General features: G+C 63.4%; 16 protein-coding genes, 1 tRNA gene and 1 pseudogene. 11 read left to right on the top strand and 7 right to left on the bottom strand.

The window, feature by feature from the left end:
• Positions 1–2: 2 nt before the first annotated feature.
• The 7 genes and pseudogenes from B9Z01_RS06160 (at position 3) to B9Z01_RS06135 (ending at position 6,632) form a co-directional block, all read left to right on the top strand.
• On the top strand, positions 3–962 hold the full coding sequence (locus B9Z01_RS06160; RefSeq protein WP_085481373.1) for an ABC transporter permease: 960 nt from the start codon (positions 3–5) through the stop codon (positions 960–962).
• A 51-nt stretch (positions 963–1,013) separates the two neighbouring features.
• On the top strand, positions 1,014–1,763 hold the full coding sequence (locus tag B9Z01_RS06155) for an electron transfer flavoprotein subunit beta/FixA family protein (protein ID WP_085481372.1): 750 nt from the start codon (positions 1,014–1,016) through the stop codon (positions 1,761–1,763).
• A gap of 31 nt (positions 1,764–1,794) precedes the next feature.
• Positions 1,795–2,739, top strand: a complete 945-nt coding sequence (locus tag B9Z01_RS06150; protein ID WP_085482022.1) for an electron transfer flavoprotein subunit alpha/FixB family protein — start codon at positions 1,795–1,797, stop codon at positions 2,737–2,739.
• 24 nt (positions 2,740–2,763) lie between these two features.
• Complete coding sequence (locus B9Z01_RS06145; protein ID WP_085481371.1) at positions 2,764–3,771, top strand: Gfo/Idh/MocA family protein; 1,008 nt, start codon at positions 2,764–2,766, stop codon at positions 3,769–3,771.
• Positions 3,768–4,619, top strand: a complete 852-nt coding sequence (locus B9Z01_RS06140) for a shikimate dehydrogenase family protein (RefSeq protein WP_143808841.1) — start codon at positions 3,768–3,770, stop codon at positions 4,617–4,619. The genes B9Z01_RS06145 and B9Z01_RS06140 overlap by 4 nt, the downstream gene beginning before the upstream one ends.
• Positions 4,620–4,882: 263 nt before the next feature.
• Positions 4,883–5,044 (top strand): annotated as a pseudogene (locus B9Z01_RS36085) (IS256 family transposase); the annotation flags it as partial.
• Between the two features lie 136 nt (positions 5,045–5,180).
• Positions 5,181–6,632: an MFS transporter gene (locus tag B9Z01_RS06135; RefSeq protein ID WP_085481369.1), complete on the top strand. Its 1,452-nt coding sequence runs from the start codon at positions 5,181–5,183 to the stop codon at positions 6,630–6,632.
• Positions 6,633–7,379: 747 nt separating this feature from the next.
• Here the strand turns inward: B9Z01_RS06135 and B9Z01_RS06130 are convergent.
• Genes B9Z01_RS06130 through B9Z01_RS06120 form a run of 3 tightly spaced genes read right to left on the bottom strand, consistent with a single transcriptional unit; the run spans position 7,380 to position 10,311 of the window.
• Positions 7,380–8,192, bottom strand: a complete 813-nt coding sequence (locus B9Z01_RS06130) for an ATP-binding cassette domain-containing protein (RefSeq protein ID WP_085481368.1) — start codon at positions 8,190–8,192, stop codon at positions 7,380–7,382.
• Positions 8,192–9,202 (bottom strand): ABC transporter permease, encoded by a 1,011-nt coding sequence (locus B9Z01_RS06125; protein ID WP_085481367.1) that lies wholly within the window; start codon positions 9,200–9,202, stop codon positions 8,192–8,194. The genes B9Z01_RS06130 and B9Z01_RS06125 overlap by 1 nt, the downstream gene beginning before the upstream one ends.
• The gene (locus B9Z01_RS06120; protein ID WP_085481366.1) at positions 9,202–10,311 is read right to left on the bottom strand and encodes a sugar ABC transporter substrate-binding protein; all 1,110 of its coding nucleotides are present in this window, start codon (positions 10,309–10,311) and stop codon (positions 9,202–9,204) included. The genes B9Z01_RS06125 and B9Z01_RS06120 overlap by 1 nt, the downstream gene beginning before the upstream one ends.
• Positions 10,312–10,946: 635 nt before the next feature.
• Between B9Z01_RS06120 and B9Z01_RS06115 the strand changes: the two genes are divergently transcribed.
• The 3 genes from B9Z01_RS06115 (at position 10,947) to B9Z01_RS06105 (ending at position 14,767) form a co-directional block, all read left to right on the top strand.
• Positions 10,947–12,347 carry an MFS transporter gene (locus tag B9Z01_RS06115; protein WP_085481365.1) on the top strand — a complete coding sequence of 467 codons (1,401 nt, stop codon included), beginning with the start codon at positions 10,947–10,949 and terminating at the stop codon, positions 12,345–12,347.
• Positions 12,348–12,669: 322 nt separating this feature from the next.
• Positions 12,670–12,746, top strand: a tRNA-Asp gene (locus tag B9Z01_RS06110).
• 86 nt (positions 12,747–12,832) lie between these two features.
• A complete protein-coding gene (locus tag B9Z01_RS06105; protein WP_085481364.1) occupies positions 12,833–14,767 on the top strand; it encodes a SurA N-terminal domain-containing protein in 1,935 nt (644 codons plus the stop codon).
• A 74-nt stretch (positions 14,768–14,841) separates the two neighbouring features.
• On the opposite strand, the gene B9Z01_RS06100 is transcribed toward B9Z01_RS06105, so the two are convergent.
• Complete coding sequence (locus B9Z01_RS06100) at positions 14,842–15,183, bottom strand: hypothetical protein (protein WP_085481363.1); 342 nt, start codon at positions 15,181–15,183, stop codon at positions 14,842–14,844.
• A 121-nt stretch (positions 15,184–15,304) separates the two neighbouring features.
• Positions 15,305–16,009 carry an arylesterase gene (locus tag B9Z01_RS06095; protein WP_085481362.1) on the bottom strand — a complete coding sequence of 235 codons (705 nt, stop codon included), beginning with the start codon at positions 16,007–16,009 and terminating at the stop codon, positions 15,305–15,307.
• On the opposite strand from B9Z01_RS06095, the gene B9Z01_RS06090 reads away from it, so the two are divergent.
• Positions 16,008–16,694 carry an ABC transporter ATP-binding protein gene (locus B9Z01_RS06090; protein WP_085481361.1) on the top strand — a complete coding sequence of 229 codons (687 nt, stop codon included), beginning with the start codon at positions 16,008–16,010 and terminating at the stop codon, positions 16,692–16,694. The genes B9Z01_RS06095 and B9Z01_RS06090 overlap by 2 nt on opposite strands.
• A gap of 153 nt (positions 16,695–16,847) precedes the next feature.
• Here the strand turns inward: B9Z01_RS06090 and pgi are convergent, their stop codons facing one another.
• On the bottom strand, positions 16,848–18,470 hold the full coding sequence (gene pgi / locus B9Z01_RS06085; protein WP_085481360.1) for a glucose-6-phosphate isomerase: 1,623 nt from the start codon (positions 18,468–18,470) through the stop codon (positions 16,848–16,850).
• Positions 18,471–18,755: 285 nt separating this feature from the next.
• Positions 18,756–20,495 carry an NAD(P)H-hydrate dehydratase gene (locus tag B9Z01_RS06080; protein WP_085481359.1) on the bottom strand — a complete coding sequence of 580 codons (1,740 nt, stop codon included), beginning with the start codon at positions 20,493–20,495 and terminating at the stop codon, positions 18,756–18,758.
• Positions 20,496–20,681 lie beyond the last annotated feature (186 nt).

Raw genomic sequence — 20,681 nt, 5'->3', positions numbered from 1 at the left:
ACATGCCACAACTGAACGCAACACTCGCGGCCAGACTGCGTGACAACGCACCCTTTCTCGCGCTCATCGTGCTGTATGTGCTGATCGAGATCGCACAGCCCAGCTTCCTCGCGCCATCGACGCAACTCGGCCTGCTCGCCGACAGTTCCACGCTGTTCATCATGGCGGCCGGCACGACCTTTGTCGTGCTGCTCGGCAGTATCGATCTTTCGCTCCAGGCGGTGGCGTCACTATCCAGCGTGATCGTCGCCATGTTGCTGCCGCGTTATGGGGCGATGGCCGCGGTCGTCGCGCTCGCTGCATCGTTTGGCATCGGACTGCTCAGCGGGGTTATCCAGACTGTGCTGCGCATTCCGTCTTTCATCGCGACCCTCGCTGTAGGCGGGATCGCCTCGGCGGCTGCCCTGACGCTCTCCGGTACCCGCTCGATCGGCATCAGCGACGAGATGCGCAATGCCTCGCTCGGCTGGACCACGGGTTCCTCGTTCGGCGTGCCGCACGAAATCCTGCTGGGCATCGCGGTGTTCGCGTTCTGTGTGTTTCTGCATCGCTCGACGGTCTTCGGCCGCCATACGGATGCGATTGGTGCCGGCGAGCCGGCGGCGATCGCATCGGGTGTGCGCGTGTCGGTCACCAAGTGCCTCGTGTTCGGAACGTCGTCGTTCTTCGCCGGGCTGGCGGGCGTCGTGATGGCTGGTCGGCTGGGAAGCGGGTCGCCTACTTTGGCCGACCAGTTTCTGCTTCCCGCCATCGCCGCGGTGATCGTCGGCGGGACGGCGTTGACGGGTGGCGCGGGCGGCATCGGCCGGACGCTCGTCGGCGCACTCCTGGTGTCGGTGGCGCGTGTGGGCATGACGTTCGTCGGTATCAGCGTGTTCGCTCAGCAGATCGTGTTCGGGCTGATTCTGATTGTCGCGGTGACGGTGGCTTTCGATCGTTCGAAGGTACTGATCATCAAGTGAGTTTTGATCCGGTCCGTTTCGCGCCGGCTTTGTTGAAGAAAGGGTTTGCTCATGAAAATTCTGGTGCCAGTGAAAAGGGTAGTCGATTACAACGTGAAGGTCCGTGTGAAGTCGGACGGTACGGGCGTCGACATTGCGAACGTGAAGATGTCGATGAACCCGTTCGATGAAATCGCGGTGGAAGAAGCCGTGCGTCTGCGCGAAGCGGGCGTGGCGATCGAAGTGATCGCCGTGTCGGCCGGTGTGACGCAGGCGCAGGAAACGTTGCGCACCGCGCTCGCGATCGGCGCGGACCGCGCGATCCTGATCGAATCGAGCGAAGAACTGCAGCCGCTCGCGGTCGCGAAGCTGCTCAAGGCGCTCGTCGACAGGGAACAGCCGCAACTGGTGATCTTGGGCAAGCAGGCCATCGACGACGATTCCAACCAGACCGGCCAGATGCTCGCCGCGCTCGCGAACCTGCCGCAGGCGACGTTCGCCTCGAAGGTTGTCGTTGCAGACGGCAAGGTCACCGTGTCGCGCGAAGTGGACGGCGGCGCCGAAACGCTGTCGCTGACGCTGCCGGCAGTCGTCACCACCGACTTGCGCCTGAACGAGCCGCGCTACGTCACGCTGCCCAACATCATGAAGGCGAAAAAGAAGCCGCTGGAAGTCGTCAAGCCGGAAGATCTGGGCGTCGATGTCACGCCGCGTCTGAAGACGCTGAAAGTCGCCGAGCCTCCGAAGCGCTCCGCCGGTGTGAAGGTGCCGGACGTGAAGACGCTGGTCGAGAAGCTGAAGACCGAAGCGAAGGTGCTTTAAGTAGAACGCGGAGACAGAGCAAATGACAAATCTGGTTAACCTGGTAATAGCAGAACACGATAACGCGTCGATCAAGGCCGCGACGCTGAACACCATTGCAGCGGCACAAAAGATTGGCGGTGACATTCACGTGCTGGTCGCAGGTCACAACGCGCAGGCTGCGGCCGATGCGGCAGCGAAGATCGCGGGCGTCAGCAAGGTGCTGCTCGCCGACGCGCCGCAACTCGCGGAAGGTCTCGCGGAAAACGTCGAAGCGACGGTGCTGACGCTTGTGCGAGACCCGGAGAAGAACTACTCGCACATCCTCGCGCCGGCCACCGCGTACGGCAAGAACATCGCACCGCGCATCGCCGCGAAGCTCGACGTTGCGCAGATCAGCGACATCACCGCAGTCGATTCGCCGGACACGTTTGAGCGTCCGATCTACGCGGGCAACGCGATTGCGACCGTGCAGTCGGCTGACCCGATCAAGGTCATCACCGTGCGCTCGACGGGCTTCGACGCGGTTGCGGCCGAAGGCGGCAGCGCAGCAGTCGAGAAGATCGAAGCCGCGGCCGACAGCGGCCTCTCGCAGTTCGTGAGCCGTGAAGTCACGAAGCTCGACCGTCCGGAGCTGACGAGCGCGAAGATCATCGTGTCGGGCGGCCGTGGCCTCGGTAACGGCGAGAACTACACCAAGGTTCTCGAACCGCTGGCCGACAAGCTCGGCGCGGCACTGGGCGCCTCGCGCGCCGCGGTCGACGCGGGCTTCGTGCCGAACGACTATCAGGTCGGCCAGACCGGCAAGATCGTCGCGCCGCAACTGTACGTGGCGGTCGGTATCTCGGGTGCGATCCAGCATCTGGCGGGGATGAAGGACTCGAAGGTCATCGTCGCGATCAACAAGGATCCGGAAGCTCCGATTTTCAGCGTGGCCGATTATGGTTTGGCTCAGGATCTGTTCGAGGCCGTTCCTGAATTGACAGCACTCATCTGAAGTACCTTCGCCAAGGACGTACGGATGCGCAAGACTCGAATCGCGATCGTTGGGGCCGGGCTGGCTGCTACGCCTCACGCACTTGCCCTGAACGAACTGAATGACGAAGTGGAAGTGGCGGGCGTCGTCGGGCGTTCGCCGGAACGGCTCGCGCGCTTCGCCAGCACTTACGGCTTTCCCGTCAGCGAGTCGTTCAATGCCGTATTGAACGACCCATGTATCGATGCCGTTCTGGTGCTTACGCCGCCATACACGCATCTCGAGCTCGTCGAGCAGGTCGCTGCCGCACGCAAGCACGTGCTGCTTGAAAAACCGCTCGACATATCGATGCCTCGCGCGGAACGTGTGGTCGAAGCCTGCCGGGCTGCTGGGGTACAGCTTGGCGTGGTATTCCAGAACCGCTTCCGTCCCGCTGTGCAGCGCCTTGCGGCGCTGGTAACAAACGGCGCACTCGGACCGCTCGCCTATGCGGGAGTCGATCTGCGTTGGTGGCGGCCGCAGTCTTACTACGACGAGCCTGGTCGCGGCACGTATGCGCGCGACGGCGGCGGTGTGCTGATGACGCAGGCTATTCACTCGCTCGACATTCTGATGTGGCTGGCAGGGGAGGTGTCATCGGTCGTGGCCGCAACCGCAACAACTGCCCTGCATTCGATGGAGGCAGAGGATTTCGCGAGCGCTGCACTCACATTCGAGAGCGGTGCGGCCGGTCATCTGCTCGCGACGACGGCTGCGTACCCGGGCTTTCCGGAACGTATCGAACTGATCGGCGTGAATGGGACGGCAGTGCTCGAAGGAGGACATCTGCGCGTGTTTTTCCATGATGGTCGCGTCGACCACTTCCATGACCCATCGTCGTCAGGTTTTGGCGCGAAGCCCATGGACTTTTCGCACACGGCCCATCGCGATTTGCTGCAGGACTTTTTCGCCGCCATTCGCGAGGACCGTGCTCCATTGGCAACCGGCGACGACGCACTGCGCGTGCAACGATTCATCGAACGCATCACCAACGACACAGGGCATCGTCAGTGACGCACATAGACGGAGAAACACGGATTGTCGCCATTCTGGGCGACCCCATTGCACAGGCGAAGTCTCCGCAAATCTTCAATGCTTTGTTCGAGCGGCACGGGATGAACGCGGCCCTCGTACCGTTTCATGTGCCGGCCACGGATCTGGGATCCGTTCTCGACGGACTGCGTGGCGTGGTCAATCTGGCCGGCGTGGTCGTGACGGTGCCGCACAAGCTCCAGGCGACCGCTAGCGCCACGCGTTTGTCGGCGTCAGCGCAGCAAACAGGCGCGGTCAACTGTCTGCGCCGGGAAGCCGATGGCTCCTGGACAGGCGCGATGTTCGACGGCGCCGGCTTCGTGGAGGGGCTGTATAGATGCGGACATGTCGTGCGTGGCAAGTCGGCACTCATTGTCGGTGCCGGGGGTGCCGGCGTGGCGGTCGCACATGCGCTGATCGATGCGGGTATTGCGTCGCTCGATCTGTTCGACAGCAATACGGCGTCTTTGCAGCAGCTCGTGGGGGCATTGCGGGCGCGTGGGAGCGGAACGGTCATCCGAGAACGCCCGGCGTGCGCGCAGGCGACGCATGATCTTGTCGTCAACGCGACGCCATGCGGGATGCGCCCCGACGACCTCATGCCGATTGACCTTTCTGATGCCGGCCCGCACGCCGTCGTCGCGGACCTGATCATGAAACCTGCAGAAACGCGCCTCCTGGAAGACGCGAAAGCACGAAATTTGACCACGCATCCTGGACTTCACCTGCTCGAAAACGCGGTGGCGGCGATGACGGCGTTTCTGGGCCTGCTTCCGTCGCCAGCCGGGAACGGAACCCCGCCAGGAAAGGCGGGACGCGAGTCCACGTAAGGCAGCGTGGACCTCGGGAAAACCCTCTTGATCGATCGCGGAATGGGTCATAGTATACGCGCTAAGTAACTATCTGGTGGGTTACATAAATGAGGCGTGCGGATGACCAACTCACGGAAGGAGCCAAGGTTGAATCCAGCAGAAAGTCGTAAATAGCCGGGCTTGGGACTCGAAACGACGCTGATAGGTTTCGGCGCTACCCAGATCGCCAACATCTTTCATCAACTAGCTGGACCGACAGATATCAGGACTACTCAAGCCAGAACTGCATGCCGTGACCAACCTTCTTCGGCTCGGCATTCAAGCTGATAGAGGAAGCAGAGAAAACCTGGCGCCAGTTCAACGGGCTTAAAAAGATCAGGCTGTTGCTTGAGGATATTGCCTTCAAGGACAGTGAACCGGTACAGGGCGATCGACCGGTTTAGCAGGAACTCGCCGCTTGAAATCGATCGCCATCACACCGCCCATACCTACTGTCGTCATCTTGCGATCGCGCTAACCATCGACCGCGGCAAGCTGGCGATTGGTTAAGTGAAGTGGCCCATCACCCCGGAGACACACATGGCCAACCCAATGGATAACGAGCCGAAAGGCAGGCACCAATCGAAGAAAGCAGCCGCCAGCGGCTGGATCGGCTCGACGCTGGAGTACTACGACTTCTTTATTTACGCCACCGCGGCATCGCTGATCTTTCCACAAATCTTTTTTCCGAAAGGAGACCCGAAGATCGCCATCATCGCGTCGCTGGCGACCTACGGTGTCGGCTATGTGGCGCGTCCGATCGGCGCGCTCGTGCTGGGCCACCTGGGCGACACCCATGGCCGCAAGTTCGTGCTGATCCTGTGCATGTTCATGATGGGCTTCTCGACCATGGCCGTCGGCCTGCTGCCGACCTATGAGCAGGTGGGCCTGTGGGCACCGACGGGGTTGGTTGTCATGCGCCTGATTCAGGGCTTCGCGGTGGCAGGGGAAATCGCAGGTGCAAGCTCAATGGTGCTTGAACACGCCCCGTTCGGGCGACGTGGCTTCTTCGCGAGTTTCACGCTGCAGGGTGTACAGGCCGGCCAGATTCTGGCTGCGGCTGTGTTCCTGCCACTCGCGCACTATATACCGACGGACGCGTTTAATACCTGGGGCTGGCGCATACCCTTCATCTTGAGTCTTTTTATTATCATCGCGGGTTATTACATTCGCCGCGATGTCGATGAGACACCGGCCTTTGTCGAAGAGGGTGAGCAGGGCGAGATTGCCAGGTCGCCGATCATCCAGGCCTTCACCGACAGTTGGGCCGATATGTTGCGCGTTGCCTGCATGTCATTGACGACCGTTATTCCCGTGGTGGCGACGATCTTTGGTGCAGCGTATGCAGTGCAGCCGGCCTACGGTATCGGCTTCCATGCGGACGTCTACCTGTGGATTCCGGTGCTCGGCAACATCCTGGCGGTGATCCTGATTCCCTATGTCGGCAATCTGTCGGACAAGGTCGGCCGCAAACTCCCAACGGTCGTCGGTGCGCTCGGCTCCGGCCTGCTTTCGTTCGGCTATCTCTATACCATCAGCATTCATAATGCGCCGCTGGCGATTGTTATGGCGGTGCTGATGTGGGGCCTTGCATACCAGGGTTTCAATGCTGTCTTTCCAAGTTTCTATCCTGAGCTGTTCCGCACCCGCAATCGGGTCACGGGAGTGGCGATCGGACATAACACCGGAATCACCATCGCGGCGCTGATGCCTGCGCTGTTTGTTGCCGTGGCACCGCCGGGAGGGGCGGCCAACATTCCGCTCACGATCGGCGCAATCACTTTTGCGGCGACGATCATCGCTGCAATCGCGGCGTTGACTGCACGAGAAACCTACCGCATCCACCTGAAAGATCTGGGCAAACCCGGTGTCGTGCCGGTCAACCAGCGGGAATACCAGCGGATACGAGCGAAGACTTTGAGCGACGCGAAACCGACTGGGGCGAAGCGGACAATAGGGCCGATCGGAAATTCAAAATCGGCAGAGGATTGAAGCAAAACCGGTGGTGTTCTTTCGGCTGCCTGATGATGAGCCGACACCAGGGTTCCCACGGGCACGTGGGCCGGTCTGTGTTGCACGGAATGCCATCGAAGATCTACTCGCCCCGCGCGCCAAGCTCACTTCGCAGTGCCACCAGGTGCAGACGCGATCTTCGGCCATGGCTCGAACGCGCTCTCGTAGCCAGAAGTCTTCGTCTGCACCTTTGCCGGTATCAAGCTAGTCCGCAGATCGATCAGTGTCAAAGTACTCGAAGATTCCGAATCCGGCCGATCATCGGCGAGCGATTGCTAATGAGCTAGGTTATGTACTCGGGCAGCGGTGCTCGAGGAACGTTGGGAGGGACTCCTTCCACGAGTTGCGATGGGACCTGAACGATGAACGCGTCTGGATCGCTTTTGAGGCTGTGTTCGTAGCTGACTCGGTAATCCATCCAAGGCTCCGTCCATGCAATATGGCACTACCCCATGCAGCGCCTGCCGGAGTATTTTCAATATCGGACAGCGCCAGAAAGCGATGGTGGACGACTCATATATGCAGTAGATGGCGACAGCCATGTCAATTGCGTTTGATGAAAGCTGGCCTTTTATCGTTGTATTTCGACTCCTGTGTCACCCGCCGGTCAGGTATGCAACGAGGGCTCGCTCTCAACTCCACCAACTCACACGGCTCGAAAGCGTCAAAGATTGAAACCGGCCAGCGCCGCGCGTTCGGGCATTCCTCTTGATTAACGGAACGGGCTCAATGCGCGCCGGTAGAGCGCATTGCCCGGTATTCCCGTCGCACGATGTCCATGAGTTCCGACACGGAAGTAAGCGCGCTCTTTTGCTCGTACGTCACGCGGCCTCGCTGCATCAACATGATGCGATCAGCAATATCGAGTGTCTGCGCATAGTTGTGCATGATCATGATGATGGATAGGCCGCCCTTTTCCTTCAGGCGCATCAAGAGGTCGATGATGAGCCCCGCCTCGCGTGCGCCCATCGCGGCGAGCGGCTCGTCGAGCAATAGAATCTTCGCATTGGAATGCACGGCGCGCGCCACGGCGATGGCCTGGCGCTGCCCCCCCGAAAGGCGCTCCACGGGCAAATCCACCGAAGGCACGTGCACGCCGATATCGTCGAGACATTGCGCCGCTCGCTCGCGCATCTGCTTGTGGTCGAGCAGCCTGAACGGCCCGCGCCGCACGAGCTCGCGGTTCAAAAACATGTTGTGGTAAATGCTCAGCGAATTCGCGAGCGCGAGATCCTGATACACGCATTCGATGCCGAGCGAACGCGCATGATCGACCGAGCGCAGCAGCGTTTCCTGGCCGTCGATGTAGAGCGTGCCAGCCGTTTGCTGATGAAAGCCCGTGAGGATCTTGACGAGCGTGGACTTGCCCGCACCGTTGTCGCCGAGTACGCCCAGAATTTCGCCATTGCCGAGCGTGAGCGAGACACCGTCGAGCGCGGTCACCGCACCGAAACGTTTGACGAGGCTCTCGCCGCGCAGCGCGAGCGGCGCATCGGGCGCGGCATTCGCGCCTGGGGAGGAGGTTTGCAATTCGTCCATCAGCGCCCTGCCTTGCGGCGAATGCGCCCGATGTGGATGTTGAAGATCATCGCCGCCAGAATCGCGGCGCCAAGAATAATGTTGAACGTGAACGCGTTGATGCCGATGAGCGTGAAGCCGTCGTTGAGAATGCCGAGCACCGCCGCGCCGATGAGCCCGCCCACGATGGTGCCCGAGCCGCCGGTGAGCGGCGTGCCGCCGATCACGGCGGCGGCCACGGCAAGGAACATGATCTGATTGCCGCCCGCTTGCGGGTCGATCGAGGTAATGCGAAAGGCTTCGAGGATGCCGGTGAAACCCGCGAGCACCGCCGCGATGATGAAATTCCCGAGGCGCAGCCGGTTCACATGAATACCGGCCTCGCTCGCGCCGAGTGGATTCGCGCCCGCGGCCTGCGTATGCAGGCCCCAGCGGGTATGCCGCAAAAGCACATGCATCGCGAAGGCGATCGCCACGGTCCAGATGATCTCGCTGTAGCCCCACGCACCCATGAACGCCGAGAACGTGGGCGACCCCGGCGTGGGCGCGGGCGTACCGCGCGATACGGTGAGCGTGATGCCGTTGATGAGAAAGAGCGTGCCGAGCGTGGTGACGAACGAGGGCAGCCGCAGCCACACCGTCACGGCGCCGTTCACGAAGCCGACGATCGCCGCGGCCACGAGCCCCGCGATCACGGCGAGCCACATGGGCGCGCCTGCGTCGTTCGCAAACACCATCATGAACGGCGCGAATGCGAACACCATGCCCGCCGACAGATCGATGTCGCCGCCAATCATCAACATGATTTCACCGAACGCGATGATCGCCACCGGCGCGATGAACTGCGAAAGGTTGACGAGGCTCGCGTTGGTGAGCAGGAAATCGTGGTTCGCGAATTCAAAGTAGGCGGCCAGCAGCACGGCCACGAGCAGGATACGCAACTCGGCCGCCCAGTGTGACGCGAATGAAACCCCCGCGCGCGGGGGCGCGCGGGTCGCTTCGATCTTGCTGGTTTCGTTCACTGTATTCATCACGACCTGATTGCGCCGCTCATCGGAACGATTTGCGGCTTGGTGGTCTTGCCTTCATAACGCGTCGAGGTATTGAGGTACGGTTCGACGGTTTCCTTCGTGACGAATTTCAGGCCGGTGTTGGTGTCAGCCGGGCCGACCAGGCCGCCCGAGGAGAGGAACACGAACGCCTGCATCACCGTATAGAAGCCCTGCACGTAGGGCTGCTGGTCGATCGTGAAGTCGAGGTGGCCTTCGTGAATGAGCTGCACCGTGGTGGGCAGCAGGTCGAAGCCGCCACCGTGCACGCCCTTCGCGCGAAGGTTCGATTCCTTCATCACCTGCGCGACGCCCTGCGTGCTGCCCGCATCGACGGCGAACATGCCCTTCAGGTCCTGGTGGCCCAGATAGAACGACTTGATTTTCGACAGCTCCTCGTTGACGGTCGCGCCCGTGGCCACGGTCTGGATGTCGATCTTCTTGCCGGACTTCTTGATGGCGTCGCTCGCACCGTCCAGTCGCGGCTGGATGTTGAGCTGCCCCGGCGTCGCGATGAACAGCGCGACCATGCCGCTGTCGATGAGGCTCACGATGCGCTCGCCCATCTGGTAGCCGGAGAGATACAGGTCCTGGCCGATATAGGCGAGGCGTGGATTCTTCTTGCCGCGCGGCGCGTCGGCGTTATAGGCGAACACCGGAATGCCGGCATCGAGCGCGGCCTGAATTGGCTTGTCGAAGGCGCTCGGATCGACGATCGGCACCGCGATGGCGTCGGCCTTGGCGGCAATCGCCGAGTTCACGGCGCGGACCATTTCACCCGCGTCCGAAGTGGCCGAGCCGGTCCACTGGTAATCCATGCTGAGCAGCGAGCAGGCATCCTGGATGCCGTACTGCGTGGGCACGAAGAACGGGTTGGTGGTGACGTGATTGACGAACACGATCTTCCACTTCTTGTGCGCGGGGAAAGCCGCCTCCGCCGCCTGCGCGGTGCCGATCAGTCCGCCCGCGCCGCCGAGCGCCCCCATCAGCGAAAGCGCCGCGCCTAATCCCGTGCCCTGCATCAGCCCCCGCCGCGCTGCGCTGAAACCATTAAGGCTGTGTTTCTGCTCGTCATCACGTTGCTGTGCCATGTCTTCCTCCGGTTCTTTTCTTCGTTGGTCGATGCGCTCGACGTCGGGTCGATCGCATGCAGATGCTGAACGGTACCGGGAATGCGCTGGGCAGCGCGGGACTTGGGCGTGGAGACGTGCAACCCCGATCTGAAAGCGCTCGATATGCGCCGTGCGGCACCAAAAATGTTAGTGCAACGCGGTTGCACCTCCTAATCCATGTATACCCCTAACTAGTCCGACTATTCCGACTATTGGGATGCGCGGTCAGGAGCCGCCAAGCCAGGGCATCGACAAAGCGAATATGCAGGGTTTATGCCTCGCGCGGGAGCAGGGCGGCGAGCTCCGCGCGGTGATCGGCGTGGTGACCAGCATGGCGGCCTGAGGGCGAATGTGCATATGCATGTTATTCGATGCGCCGTGATGGCCTGAAGCAGGGCATCGAGCGGGAGCGCGAAGCACAGATCATCATGCGGTTTCGCGCTTCGCTCCCTGTAAAAGGCCACGTTGAAGGCGCTGCGAAGCAGGTAGCCATCATTCCGGTATCTGGCTTTGCCTTGATCCCGCGAGTCAGAGTTGCAACAATGCATCCGCGACGACACGTGCGCACCTGCGCGCGCTGTCGCGCGAGCATTCTCATTCGACTCACTTGCACAATGACCGACGGCCTGCCCAATCCCCAACGCGCGTTTGCTTTCATTGCGATTGCCATTGCGATGACGATGTCGGTTCTCGACACCTCGATCGTGAACGTCGCGCTGCCCACTATTTGCAGCGATCTCAAGGTGTCGCCCGCGGACGCGATCTGGGTCGTCAATGCGTATCAGCTGGCTATCACGGTGTCGTTGCTGCCGCTTGCCGTGCTCGGCGACAGCCTCGGCTACAAGCGGGTCTACTGCTTTGGGCTCGCGCTCTTTACGCTGGCATCGTTCGCCTGCGCGAATGCGCACACGCTCTCGCTTCTTGCCGTCGCCCGCGTGTTCCAGGGCTTTGGTGCGGCCGGTGTCATGAGCGTCAATATCGCGCTGGTGCGCTTCATCTATCCGAAGGCGCGGCTCGGCGTCGGCGTCGGTTATACGTCGCTGGTCGTGGCCGTCTCGTCGGCGGCGGGGCCGAGCATCGCATCGGCGATTCTGTCGGTCGCGCACTGGCAGTGGCTGTTTCTGGTCAACGTGCCGCTCGGCGTGCTGGCGCTGTTGATCGGCACGCGCACGTTGCCCGCGACGCCGAGATCCGGTGCCCGCCTGAACGGCTTGAGCGTGCTGCTCAATGCGATCACCTTCGGTCTGCTGATCTCCGGTCTCGCCGCATTCAGTGAAGCCGGCGCGATGTGGCGCGGCATCGTCATGGTTGCGATCGCGCTGATTGTCGGCGTTCTCTTCGTGCGGCGCGAAAGCCGGCTCGCGACGCCGATACTGCCCATCGACCTGTTGCGCATGCCGGTGTTTTCACTGTCGATGGCGACCTCGATCTGCTCGTTCGCCGCGCAGACGATGGCGTTCATCGTGCTGCCTTTCTATTTCGAGCAGACGCTGAAGCTTTCGGAAACGCGAACGGGCTTTCTGATGACGCCGTGGCCGCTCGTGACTGCGTTGATCGCGCCGGTGGCCGGCCGTCTTTCCGACCGGATGCCGCCGGGGCGCATCAGCAGCATTGGCCTCGTCGTGCTGGGGTTCGGCCTCGCCGCGCTGTGTACGCTCGGCGAAGCGGCGACGCCTTTCGACATCACCTGGCGCCTTGCGATTTGCGGTCTGGGCTTTGGCGTGTTCCAGTCGCCGAATAATCGCGTGATCATCGGCAGTGCGCCGAGGAATCGCAGCGGTGGCGCGTCCGGCCTGCAATCGATGGGACGCCTGCTCGGCCAGTCGGGCGGCGCCGTGGTGGTCTCCGTGGTGTTCGGACTCGTGAATGGCCAGCATATGACGATGATTGCCGGCATTGCCGCCGGGCTGGCCTGGGTTGCTGCCTGCGCAAGCTCGGTGCGGCGGATGGCGGATCACGGCGATGGGCCGCGGGAGCGAAACCTGGCGCCGGAGCAGTCGGTGTCCGAGCATTGACTGACGCGCGGGCGTTACCGTAATCGTCCCGTCGGTTTGATCGTCGGCGTCCCCCAGGGCGCGGGCCCGTTGCGGTCATGATTGAGCCGAGGCAACCAGACGCACGACAGAGTTGCCGCATAACGCGAGCGCCCGGTCCCGCGCCGACATTGCTTTTCTGTCACCGTTTCGTCTACAATAGCGGGCCGTTGTATTTTTTGTATCTGCTGGATCGAATTGCGTACGGGTCTTTTTCTGTAAGGTTTGGCGGGGCGTTTTCGAACTCCTCGGCACCATCGGTTTCAGATTCGGCAGCAGTGTCTCAGCAGTACGCGCAGTATAAGGAGTGGTAGTTCAGTCGGTTAGAATACCGGCCTGTCACGCCGGGGGTCGCGGGTTCGAGTCCCGTCCACTCCGCCAGTATCCACGAAAGGCGAACTCCGGTTCGCCTTTTTTATTGCCCGCTGTTGTAAGATCGGGCGTTCTGTTTTTGGCACCCCTCACGCATGCTCGATTTCTTCCGCAATCACAAACGCCTGATGATGTTCATGCTCGTCCTCGTCATTGTGCCGGGGTTGGGTTTTGTGGGTATCCAGGGCTTCCGTGGCTTCTTTGACGAAAGCGCGAACGTCGCGAGCGTCAACGGTCACAAGATCACCCGGGTGGAGTACGACGACGCGATGCGTCAACAGCTCGACCGTGCCCGTCAGATGCTCGGTGCGCAATTCGACATGAAGGCGTTCGACACGCCGGAGCGTCGGCGCGACATGCTCGACGGCATGATCGAGCAGCGTGTGCTCGCCGACGAAACGCAGCGCCTGCATCTGACCGCATCGGATGACGCCGTGCGCCGCGCGTTGCTGGCCGATCCGGTGATTTCGTCGCTGAAGAATCCCGACGGCTCGATCGACCTCGACCGTTACAAGCAGCTGCTCGCGATGCAGGGCATGACGCCCGACCAGTACGACGAGCGCGTGCGCTACAGCCTCGCCACGCAGCAGTTGCCCGCGAGCATCGAGGCGAGTGCGTTCACGTCGAAGACGCTCGCGCAGCATCTGACCGAGCTTGCCGGGCAGCAACGCGAGGTGCAGGGCATCGCGTTCCATCCGCACGACTATGCGGCGCAGATCCAGCCGACCGACGCGCAACTGCAGGCGTATTACGACGCGCATCGCAACGACTTCGCAACGCCGGCCACCGCGACGATCCAGTACCTCGTGATGTCGCCGGCCACGCTGAGCGCGTCGCTGCAGCCGAGCGACGCTGACCTGAAGAAGTATTACGACGACAACATCGCGCATTTCCGCACCGAAGGCGAAGTGCGCGCGAGCCACATCCTGATCGCGGCGCCGAAAGACGCGAGCGCGGCCGACAAGGCCAAAGCAAAGCAGAAGGCCGAAGAGGTGCTCGCGCAGGTCAAGGCGCATCCGGACCAGTTCGCACAGATCGCGCAGCAGAACTCGCAGGACCCGGGTTCGGCGTCGAAGGGCGGCGATCTCGGTTACTTCGGCCGTGGCATGATCGCCGGCGGCCAGGCATTCGACGACGCGGTGTTCGCGCTGAAGAAGGACGAAATCAGCGGCATCGTGCAGAGCGATTTCGGTTTTCACATCGTCAAGGTCACGGATGTGAAGCCGGCGGTCACGAGGCCGTTCGACGAAGTGAAAGACCAGATCGCGAAAGACCTGAAGACGCAGCTTGCCACCAAGGCGTTCAGCGACGACTCGGAAGGCTTCACGTCGCTCGTCTATGAAAAGGCCAAGAGCCTGCAACCGGCCGCGGACAAGTACAAGCTGCAGGTGCAGACCGCCACGGTCACGCCGCAGCCGGACCCGAAGCTGCCGCCCGACAGCCCGCTGAACAACGCGAAGTTCCTCGCGGCGGTGTTCGCGAACGACTCGGTGTCCGCGCATAACAACACGCAGGCCATCGACGTCGGCAACAACACGCTGATCGCCGCGCGCGTCACCGACTACAAACCCGCGGCAGTGCCGGCATTCGATGCCGTCAAGGACGCGGTGCGCCAGAAGGTGATCGCCGCCCAGTCGAGCGAGGCCGCGCACAAGGACGGCATCGCGAAGCTGGCCGAGTTCGAGAAATCGAAGACGACGGCGGGTTTCTCGTCGCCGCTGAAGGTGTCGCGCAACGACTCGCAAGGCGTGCCGCCTGCCGCACTGAGCGCAATTTACAAGGTCGATGCGCAAAAATTGCCGGCTTACGTCGGTGTCGATCTCGGTGACGACGGCTACGCGATCTATCGCGTGAACCAGGTGGTGGCCGGTGCGCCGATCGATCCGCAGCGTCTGGCCGCCGCGCAGCAGCAGATCGCGCAGGTCGATGCGCAGTCGGAGGTCGAAGCCTACGCCAAGGCACTGCGCGAGCGCTCGAAAGTAAAGTTCTACGGCTCGCTCGACAGCAACGCACAAACGGCCGACCAGTAAGCCGTCCCGCAAACAAAGAAAAGCCCCGCAATCGCGGGGCTTTTTTCATCCGGCGTACCGCACGCATTACCGCATTACAGACACCCGCTGATCGCGCTGGTGGCGTCGCTGCCGGCACCGCCACCGGCACGGAAGCCGACCGATGTACCCTTGCCGGTGAACGACGGACGCACCACCGCGGCTGCGCCGCCAGGCGGCTGTTGACCCGGGACGTAGACGTCCATGGCCTGACCGTTGGCGAGAATATTTTGCGAGATCACCTGTTGTTGCGAACCGTCCGCCCATTTCTGCGCGATGCAGGCGGCGACGGCGCCGGGCGGTTGCTGGCTTTGACCGACGGATTGAACGCCGGCGGGCGGCTGGGCGGCACAGGCCGAGAGGGCAACGGTCAAAGCGATTAACGGTAAATATTTCACGTTATCTCCTCAGAAGTCGCTCGAGAATCGAGCGAAGGTTGCACGGGATTGCGAAAGTGTCGAAACGACGTTCGGCGATCCGTGTTTCCCAAGTTCCGGAAACAAGTTGTTAGCAGGCATTTCAGTGCGGCGAACTTGTGCGAAGGAGTGGCTTGACAGCGGGCCACACGTTGTCGAGTAGCACGGGCTGTGCCTGCACGGTCGGATGGATCTGGTCGGCCTGGAACATGTCCGGTTTATCCGCGATGCCGGCGAGCAGGAACGGCACGAGCGGCACGTGCAACTCCTTCGACAACTGTTCGTACAGACCGTGGAACTTTTGTGTGTAGTCGGGGCCGTAATTGGGCGGCACGTACATGCCCACCAGCACGACCTTCGCATGGTCCTGCTGGGCCTGTTCGATGATCGTGCGCAGGTTGTCCTCGGTCGTGGAGAGCGGCACGCCGCGCAACGCGTCGTTGGCGCCCAGCTCGACGATCACGATGCTCGGCTTCAGACGCTGCAGCAGCGCCGGCAGACGAGCCCGTCCGCCACTCGTGGTGTCGCCGCTGATGCTTGCATTGGCAACGCTATAATCGATGCGCTTTTCGGAGAGACGCTGCCGCATCAAGGCAACCCAGCCCGTGTCACGGGGCAAGCCGTATTCGGCGGAGATGCTGTCACCGAGTACGACGATCACGGGCCTGGCAGGTTCCGGCGCATTGGCCGCATGAACCGGCAAGGGCATCGAAAACAGGGCGGCAGCCATCATGGCCGCGCCGGATGCCGCGCTCAACACCGCGGTGCAACGGGCGATGGCGCGCACTTTCAACCTACGCTTCACCATGCCAAACAGAACTGATCCAGTCATTGAAGTGCGGGGTTTGTGCAAGAGGGTTAAGGATGCAACGGGCGAACTGACCATTCTCGACGACATCGATCTTGCTATCGATGCCGGCAGCAGTGTGGCGATCGTCGGTGCATCCGGGTCGGGCAAGTCTACGCTGCTCGGCTTGCTCGCGGGATTGGACAGTGCGAGTTCGGGCTCGGTTCGGCTGCTCGGCCGCGAACTCACCGAACTGGGCGAGGACGAGCGCGCCGCGTTGCGCAGCGGCTCGGTCGGCTTCGTGTTCCAGTCGTTCCAGTTGATGCCGCATCTGACCGCGCTCGAAAACGTCACATTGCCGCTCGAGCTGCAAGGCGGCATCGGCACGCGCGAGGCCGCCACGCGTGCGCGTAGTCTGCTGGAGCAGGTCGGGCTCGGGCAGCGCACGGGTCACTATCCGAAGCTGCTGTCGGGCGGCGAGCAGCAGCGTGTCGCGCTGGCGCGCGCGTTCGTCACGCGGCCGGCCATCCTGTTCGCCGACGAACCGACCGGCAGTCTCGATGCGGCCACCGGCCATGCGGTGATCGACCTGATGTTCGAAATGAATCGCGCGAACGGCGCGACGCTGGTGCTCGTCACGCATGACATCGAGCTCGCGCGCCGGTGCGATACGACGGTGACGATCGAAGCGGGGCGGCTGGCGTGAGCGGACGGCAGGTGGGCGATCGCATACGCGGTTCGTCGCTGAAAAAACGAAGCGGGCCGTAGCCCGCTTCGTTATTGCGCCTCACGGCGCGCAGCCAGGTGAGTCGCGGTCAAGCGCGTGGTCAACCCGCCGCCAACCTCGCGCCATTCACGCTCACCGCTTCAACGCCGCGCGCGCCCGCGCGATCAACGTCGACGTCGACGAATCATGTTTCTTCACGTCGGCGCTCGCCGCGCCCAGATCGGCTTCGACCACCTTGCCGAGAATCTTGCCGAGTTCGACGCCCCATTGATCGAACGGATTGATGTTCCATACCGACGCCTGTACGAGCACCTTGTGCTCGTACAGCGCGATCAACGCGCCGAGCGTGCGTGCGGTGAGCGCGTCGAGCAGCAGCGTGGCGGTCGGACGGTTGCCCGGGAACACGAGGTGCGGCGCGAGTTCCGGCTTGTCCGGGCCGGCCACTTTCTTCGCCTCTTCGAGCGTGCGGCCGAGCATCAGCGCTTCGCTTTGCGCGAAGCAGTTCGCGAGCAGCTTCGGATGATGGCTCACGAGCGGATGCTCGGGCGTGAGCACCGCGATGAAATCGATCGGCACGATCGTCGGGCCCTGGTGCAGCATCTGGAAGAACGCGTGCTGACCGTTCGTGCCCGGCTCGCCCCACGTGACCGCGGAGGTCGGATAGTCGACCATCGCGCCGTCGAGCCGCGCGGACTTGCCGTTGCTCTCCATCTCGAGCTGTTGCAGATACGACGGCAGAAAATGCAGCGCTTCCGAATACGGCGCGACCAGATAGCTCTGTGAGCCGAAGAAATTGCGATACCAGATGCCGATCATGCCGAGCAGCACCGGCAGGTTCTTCTCCAGTGGCGCGGTGCGGAAATGCTGGTCCATGTCGTTGGCGCCGGCGAGCAGTTCGTCGAACTGCCGCGGACCGATCGCGATCATGATCGACAGACCCACGGCCGACCAGAGCGAATAGCGGCCGCCGACCCAGTCCCACATCTCGAACACGTTCTCCCGCGCGATGCCGAATTTGACCACTTCCGCGGGATTGGCCGACACGCCGACGAAGTGCTTCGCGAGCGCGCTTTCCGGGCAGCCTTTCTCGATGAACCAGTCGCGCAGCGAGCGCGCGTTGGTCATCGTTTCGAGCGTCGTGAAGGTCTTGGAGACGATGATCGCAAGCGTCTCTTCGGGATCGATCTGCTGCATCACGTTGTAGAGATCGGCGCCGTCGACATTCGACACGAAGTGCGTGGTGATCTCCGGCGTGGCGAGATGATGCAGAGCATGCACGATCATCTTCGGCCCCAGGTCCGAGCCGCCGATGCCGATGTTCACGACGTGGCGAATCCGCTTGCCGGTGTAGCCGGTCCACTGGCCGCTGCGCACCTGCTCGGCGAACGCGGCCATTTTGGCGCGCTCGGCCTGCACTTCGGCGAAGAACGGCGCCTTCGGATCCGTTGCGCGCAACGCGGTATGCAGCGCGGCGCGGCCTTCGGTCGGGTTGACCACCTCGCCCGCGAACATCGCGTCGCGGCGCTTTTCGACGCCGGCTTCACGCGCGAGCTGCACGAGCAGCCCGAGGGTTTCTTCGGTGATGCGGTGTTTCGAGAAATCGGCAGCGAGACCGCCGCCTTGGAACGTGAAGCGCTCGGCGCGGGTGGGAGCGGGATCGTTCCCGGGGGCGAACCAGTCGCGCAGATGCGCATCGCGAATCTTTTCGTAATGGGTCTGCAACGAGGACCAGGAGGGGAGCGAGTTCTGGGTCATAGCGTTCGTCTAACCAAGGGGCACGAAGAAAGGCGCACGCGTGAAGCGCGGCCGAGAATGATGCGGCGATGCAGTCGGAGCGACGCCGCGCGGACGTGTTCGGGTGTGGGTAGCGGCGGTAGTGGCCAGCACTCGTGAAAACGCGCGAACCTCACGAGGCGGCGCCCGCGAGCGCTGAAGTTTCGCCGCCACCCGCGATCGATCCGATGCACGGCGCGGACAGTCCAGCATCAGTATAGCGGGGATGCGTGACAGGCAGCAGTGCTCCGCATGCGAGTGCAATCCTCATGCATCCGTCGGCGCATAGAACAGGCGGTTGAGCAGCGTGCGCACCATCGGCGCGAGTTCGCCGGCTGTCAGACCCGCCGGGCCGTGGCCCTGCGCGCTCAACGTATCGGCGGCGAGGCCGTGCAGGTAGACGCCCGCGAGCGCCGCTTCGTAGCGCGGCAGATGCTGCGCGAGCAGGGCGCCGATGATGCCGCCGAGCACGTCGCCGGTGCCGCCCGTCGCGAGCGCGGCGTTGCCGCTCGGATTGATCGCGAGCCGGCCGTCCGGCGCGGCGACGATCGTGCCGACGCCTTTCAGCACGACCACGCTCGCAAAACGCGCGGCGAGCGCGCGCGCGGCCGCGAGCCGGTCGCGCTGCACGGCGGGCGCGTCGCTGCCGAGCAGGCGCGCCGCCTCGAGCGGATGCGGCGTCAGGATGCACGGGTCGCCTTGTACGCCGCGCGCGGCGACCTCGGCGGCGAGCGCGGGGTCCTGGGCGATCAGGTTCAGCGCGTCCGCGTCGAACAGCTTCGGCGCATCGAGTTGCAGCACATCGTGCAGCACGCGCGTCGCGCGTTCGCGATGCCCCATGCCGCAACCGACAGCGAGCGCGTCCATCGCGTCGAGCGGCAGCGCGTCGATCGCGTGCAGCATCAGTTCTGGGTGCGGCGGATCGTAGGGCGGCGCGCCCTCGCCGAGCAGCGCGACATGGACCTTGCCCGCGCCGCTGTATAGCGCCGCGCGCGCCGCGAGAATCGGCGCGCCGCACATGCCGGTGTCGCCGCCCACCACCGCGAGGCTGCCGAAGGTGCCTTTGTTGGTCGCGAAATCGCGCGGCGGCATGAAGGGGCCGAAAAGTTCGGGGGCGTTCAACTGGATGGCGGCGTGAGGGGGGCTGCTTGGGCCGCTGCGGGTGCCACGGTGAGTGCCGCTGCCCGCACTGCCGCTGCTGCCGCCGTGAGTGCCGTCGCCCGCACTGCTGCCGCTGCTGCCGCCACCCGCGCCGCGCTCGCCGCCGTCGCGATTGACACCTCTGCTCAATCCGATCGGCGCGAGCGTCACGTGGCCGGCGAGGTCGCGGCCCTGCGCGGTGAACAGCCCCGGCTTGGCGCCGATGAAGGTGATCGTGTGGGTCGCGCGGACGGCCGCAGCGCCGCTGCCGCCGACCACCGCGCCGGTGTCGCTGTCGAGTCCGCTCGGCACGTCGAGCGCGAGCACGGCGCGTGGCGCCTCGCGTGCCGCGGTCCGTTGCGACAGCAAGCGGGCAACGGCCGCGAACACGCCGTCGAGCGCACGCGTCAGGCCGATGCCGAACATACCGTCGACGAGCCAGCCATAGCCGTCGAGCGAGGCCGGCGGCGTGGTGCTGATCGGCACACCGGCGGCGCGCGCGGTGTCGAGCGCCCAGCGCGCGTCGGCCGGCTTCACGTCGACCGGCAGGCAGAGTTCCACGGTGACGCCGGCCTTGTGCAGTTCGGTCGCGAGAATCAGCGCGTCGCCGCCGTTGTTGCCGGGGCCGGCGATCAGCCAGACGCGCTGCTGCGATTTCGTGACCGATGTGTCCGCGGCGATCCGCTCGAGCAGGAAACGCGCGGCGGCGTGGCCCGCACGCGCCATCAGCGTATGTTCAGGCAACGCCGCGGCGGCTTGCGTTTCGGCGATCCGCAGATCGGTCAGCGTGAGCAGGGGCAGCGCGCGATGGGGCGGGGCGGTCAGCGGACCGGGAAGCGTGAGCAGCGGGTTTTCTGCGTCTGTCATGGCGAAACCTGGGCGGTACGCCCGCTGCGAGGCGGGCGGGCTTGGGAATCGCTATGGTAGTGCCGATGGGCGAGCGGCGTGTGGTGATCTCGTTTCGCTCACGGCGAGAGTGCCGTTCGCGGAAGCGGTGGAAGTGGCAGAAGCGGGAGGAGTGGCAGAAGCGGCGGGCGAGCCAGCCTGGCGGAC

Source organism: Paraburkholderia susongensis, assembly GCF_900177725.1.
Classification (GTDB): domain Bacteria; phylum Pseudomonadota; class Gammaproteobacteria; order Burkholderiales; family Burkholderiaceae; genus Paraburkholderia; species Paraburkholderia susongensis.
The sequence above is the reverse complement of the archived record's forward strand: the minus strand, read 5'-3'. Positions and strand labels throughout refer to the sequence as shown.

What these genes read in the sequence shown, in the direction of transcription:
- B9Z01_RS06160 (WP_085481373.1), top strand. Translation starts at nt 3, where the DNA reads ATGCCACAACTGAACGCAACACTCGCGGCCAGACTGCGTGACAACGCA.
- B9Z01_RS06155 (WP_085481372.1), top strand. Translation starts at nt 1,014, where the DNA reads ATGAAAATTCTGGTGCCAGTGAAAAGGGTAGTCGATTACAACGTGAAG.
- B9Z01_RS06145 (WP_085481371.1), top strand. Translation starts at nt 2,764, where the DNA reads ATGCGCAAGACTCGAATCGCGATCGTTGGGGCCGGGCTGGCTGCTACG.
- B9Z01_RS06135 (WP_085481369.1), top strand. Translation starts at nt 5,181, where the DNA reads ATGGCCAACCCAATGGATAACGAGCCGAAAGGCAGGCACCAATCGAAG.
- B9Z01_RS06130 (WP_085481368.1), bottom strand. Translation starts at nt 8,192, where the DNA reads ATGGACGAATTGCAAACCTCCTCCCCAGGCGCGAATGCCGCGCCCGAT.
- B9Z01_RS06125 (WP_085481367.1), bottom strand. Translation starts at nt 9,202, where the DNA reads ATGAATACAGTGAACGAAACCAGCAAGATCGAAGCGACCCGCGCGCCC.
- B9Z01_RS06120 (WP_085481366.1), bottom strand. Translation starts at nt 10,311, where the DNA reads ATGGCACAGCAACGTGATGACGAGCAGAAACACAGCCTTAATGGTTTC.
- B9Z01_RS06115 (WP_085481365.1), top strand. Translation starts at nt 10,947, where the DNA reads ATGACCGACGGCCTGCCCAATCCCCAACGCGCGTTTGCTTTCATTGCG.
- B9Z01_RS06105 (WP_085481364.1), top strand. Translation starts at nt 12,833, where the DNA reads ATGCTCGATTTCTTCCGCAATCACAAACGCCTGATGATGTTCATGCTC.
- B9Z01_RS06090 (WP_085481361.1), top strand. Translation starts at nt 16,008, where the DNA reads ATGCCAAACAGAACTGATCCAGTCATTGAAGTGCGGGGTTTGTGCAAG.
- B9Z01_RS06095 (WP_085481362.1), bottom strand. Translation starts at nt 16,009, where the DNA reads ATGGTGAAGCGTAGGTTGAAAGTGCGCGCCATCGCCCGTTGCACCGCG.
- pgi (WP_085481360.1), bottom strand. Translation starts at nt 18,470, where the DNA reads ATGACCCAGAACTCGCTCCCCTCCTGGTCCTCGTTGCAGACCCATTAC.
- B9Z01_RS06080 (WP_085481359.1), bottom strand. Translation starts at nt 20,495, where the DNA reads ATGACAGACGCAGAAAACCCGCTGCTCACGCTTCCCGGTCCGCTGACC.